Source organism: Streptomyces sp. NPDC002130 (assembly GCF_040296465.1).
Taxonomy (GTDB): Bacteria; Actinomycetota; Actinomycetes; order Streptomycetales; family Streptomycetaceae; genus Streptomyces.
This window is the reverse complement of the sequence record NZ_JBEOXI010000457.1, coordinates 1-3,518: the sequence shown is the minus strand read 5'-3', so window position 1 is coordinate 3,518 and position 3,518 is coordinate 1. Positions and strand designations below refer to the sequence as shown.

General features: G+C 71.0%; 4 protein-coding genes and 1 pseudogene. 4 read left to right on the top strand and 1 reads right to left on the bottom strand.

Translation table 11 applies throughout. The features are described 5' to 3' along the window. The 4 genes and pseudogenes from ABT116_RS40900 to ABT116_RS40885 all read left to right on the top strand — a co-directional run. Positions 1–184, top strand: a 184-nt coding sequence (locus tag ABT116_RS40900; protein WP_351645225.1) for an ABC transporter permease subunit, incomplete at its 5' end; no start/stop codon positions are given. A gap of 1 nt (position 185) precedes the next feature. Further along, positions 186–824, top strand: coding sequence for an ABC transporter permease (locus tag ABT116_RS40895; protein WP_351645222.1), 639 nt, complete (start codon positions 186–188; stop codon positions 822–824). After that, positions 715–1,380: pseudogene (locus ABT116_RS40890) on the top strand (ABC transporter substrate-binding protein); the annotation flags it as partial. The gene ABT116_RS40895 and the pseudogene ABT116_RS40890, both read left to right, overlap by 110 nt. Positions 1,381–1,448: 68 nt before the next feature. Next, positions 1,449–2,522, top strand: coding sequence for an acyl-CoA dehydrogenase family protein (locus ABT116_RS40885; protein WP_351645219.1), 1,074 nt, complete (start codon positions 1,449–1,451; stop codon positions 2,520–2,522). Between the two features lie 81 nt (positions 2,523–2,603). Here ABT116_RS40885 and ABT116_RS40880 read toward each other — a convergent pair. Next, a partial coding sequence (locus ABT116_RS40880) for a hypothetical protein (RefSeq protein ID WP_351645216.1) occupies positions 2,604–3,518 on the bottom strand: 915 nt, incomplete at its 5' end.

Sequence of the window (3,518 nt, the reverse complement as noted above, 5' to 3'; positions counted from 1 at the left end):
CATCGAGAGCATCTTCGCCTGGCCCGGCATGGGCATGGCGCTGGTCAAGTCCATCACCGAGAAGGACTACCCGCTCGCCCAGACACTGGTCGTGATCTACGGCGCCATCGTCCTTCTCATCAATTTCATCGTCGACGTGGTGCTCGCTCTCATCGACCCACGATCCACAATTCGGGAGAACTGAGTTGAGCACCTCACCTACGGCCCCCACTGCGGCCCCCAAGACGCCCCCGCGACGACACTGGATCGTCGGAACGTTCCGCACCCCACTGGGAATCCTGGCCCTCACCTTCCTGACCGCTCTGATCGCCCTCGTCATCTTCGGACCGATGATCTGGGGTGACGCCGCTGTCGCAGCCAACCCGAAGGCACTGTCTCAGGGACCGAGTTCCGAGCACATCTTCGGCACCGACGCCGGCGGGCGTGACGTCTTCGCCCGCACGATGACCGCCGCGAGACTGTCGGTGCTCATGGCTCTCGGAGCCGTCGCACTCGGTGTCACAATTGGCCTGATACTCGGTACGCTCCCGACGCTCGCTCCCCGCTGGGTCGGACGCATGGTTGTGGCATTCCTCAACTTCGCCATCGCATTCCCCGGGCTGCTCCTCGCGATCTTCCTGTTGGTAGTTCTCGGACAGGGTGCGGGCAGCGCGGTGATCGCCATCGGTCTTGCCCTGGCCTCGCCGTTCGCGAGGTTGACGTACGCACTGGCTTCGTCGGGTCCGGCGCTGGTTCGTGGTGGGCAACGACTACGTGTGGCCGCGGCACACGGCCCGCTCGGCCCGCGGGTACGCCCGGGACGGCGGCGGGCGGGTCACCGGTGAGGCCTATCTCCCGCTCGGCACCCATGACTTCGAGCCGGTGCTGCGCCGCGTCGAACGCTCGGACGCCGATGCGGTGCTGATGCTGCTCGTCGGCAGTGACGCGGTGCGCTTCAACCGGGCGTTCGCGGCATACGGCCTGCCCGCGCGCTGTCTGCGGCTGAGCACGCTGATGGACGAGAACATGCTGGTGGCGAGCGGCCCCGACGCGACGGAGGACCTCTACAGCACCGCCGGGTTCTTCGCCTCGCTGGCCAATCGCGACACCCTCGACTTCCACGGGCAGTACGCGGCTCGCTACGGCGTCCAGGCGCCCGCCCCCGGCAGCCTCGGCGAGTCCTGCTACGAGGGTGTGCTGCTGCTGGCCGCGCTGCTGAAGAGGGCCGGGACGCTGGACGTCTCGGCGATCGGCGCGACGGCGGGGGCCGGGGCGGTGTCGTACGAGGGACCGCGCGGGCTGCTGCACCTGCGGGACGCCCATGTGCGCCAGCGGATCTACCTGGCGCGGGCCGACGGGCTGGACTTCGACGTGCTCACGGAGCTGGGCACACGCCCGTGACGGGACGGCCGGTGGCCGACACGCACCCGATCGACGTCCCGCGCCGCCGGAACGCGAGAATCCCCTCCATGACCACCACATCCCATCCCCTCGTCACCCGCGCCCGGCGGCTGGCGCGTGATCTCCTCGTCCCGCAGGCCGAACGCGTCGACCAGGAGGGGGTGCCCGCGAGCCATGTCGAGGAGGTGAAGCGGGCCGGGCTGCTCGGAGTGGTCGCGCCACAGGAGTACGGCGGCGCGGACGCGCCCGTGGCCGTGGCGCGGGAGACCGCGGAGATCCTGGCCGGGGCGTGCTGCTCCACCTGGTTCGTGCAGACCCAGCACCACACACCGGTGAAGCTGCTCGCCACCTACGACTCGCCCGTCCGGGAGAAGCTCCTGCGTCCGCTGGCGACCGGCGCACTGATGGCCGGCATCGCGTTCGCCCATGTCCGCGCCTTCCCCCGGGTGCCGGTGCGGGCCGTTCGGCAGGAGGGCGGCTGGCGGTTCGAGGGGAGGGTGCCCTGGTACACGGGGTGGGGCCTGAACGACGTGATGCTGCTGGCCGGGGTGACGGACACGGCCGAGGTGGTGTTCGGGTTCGCCGAGGCCCGCGAGCAGCCGGGGCTGACGCCGTCGGCGCCCATGCGGCTCGCGGCCCTGACCGCCGCCCGTACGGTGTCCCTGGGACTGGACGGCCTGTGGCTGCCGGAGGAGGCCGTCGTGCTGCGCACCTCGCAGGAGGAGTTCGCCCAGGTGGACCTGCCCCGGGCCGCCAACGCCAGTCCGGCCGTGTTCGGGGTGGCGAACGCGGCGCTGGACCTGGTGGAGCAGACCCCGGACGGCCGGGACACGGCCCGGTCGCTGCGCTCCCGGCTCGACGAGGTCCGCACGGAGGCCTACGCCCTGGCCGACCGGCCCGCCCCGAACAGCTCCGTCCCCGAACGCCTGGCCGTGAAGACGCGCGCGTACGACCTCCTGGCCGCGGCGACGACCGCGGCGATCGTGGCCGGGGGCGGCCGGTCCATGGACCTGGGCAGCCGGGCGCAACGGCTGGCGCGCGAGGGGATGTTCCTGCTGGTGCAGGGCCAGACGGCCGAGGCACGCAGGACGCACCTCGGTTCGCTGGCGTCCCGCCAGGGCCCGTCGTTTGATCCCAGGTAGTTGGCCAAGGCGCCTGACCGGAGAGTCGATCGCGGTGTCGATTGTGGCGTAGGCGTCGGGGCGGAGGACTTCCGCACGAGCTCACTGGAGCAGTTCGAAGTGGGGGTGGTACGGAGAAGACGGGCAGACGTGGAGCTGCAGGTTGTTGCCGCCGGTGATGTCGATCAAGGTGAAGTCGCCGTCCCGGGCGCCCAGGGGCGGCGGGCCCGGGGTCGGCCGGTCCTCCTCGGCGATCCAGGTCGCGCTGCCGCCGTCCCATTCCGAGGAGGCGATGGTGAGGAGCGGGACCTCCTCGGTGCCGCACTCCGGGCAGGCCCGGTCGACGGGGTCGGTGGGGCTCCAGCGGGTCCAGCCGCCGGTCTTCCAGCCGGGGGCGGTGCAGAGGTTGTTCAGGTAGAGCTCTCCCGGATCGTCCGCGTACGCGTTGTACTGCGCGGGGTCGATCGTCTCCCAGCGGCTCATGTCGTCCAGCTGGTCCCGAAGCTCCTTGTCCAGCTCCAGGGGGTTGGGAAACTCGGTGACCTGCTCCGGTGAGAACAGGCACGGCTCCGGGAGGTACCAGCCGTCCTGGACGATCGGCGGCTCGGGCGGTGCGTCGAGGACGTCGGTGACGGTGGCGGAGGACCGCCAGAAGAGGGCGGTCTTCGGGTGGGCCATCTCGTGGTCGAACGGGCACCACAGGACTTGGAGCAGGTCCGCGTCGGGCGGGCAGGGGAAGGGAATGTCGCGGGCGTACAACTGGGCGACGGGCACAAGAGGAATCGGGCCGTCGAACCATGGGCGGCCCGCCCCGATCAGATCCAAGGTCTCCTGTTCCTCGGGGGTCCGCTCGGGTGCCTCGGGGTCGAGGTGAAGGCGTTCGGCCGCTGTGGCGAGGACGCGGCGGTGGAGCCGGATGTCGGCCGGGGAGTTGATCCTGAGCGCCGCATGCCTGTCGTGCGGTTCTTCGCAGTGCGGCCACGCCTCGTCGGCGGGCCACAGGAGCGGCCCGCCGAC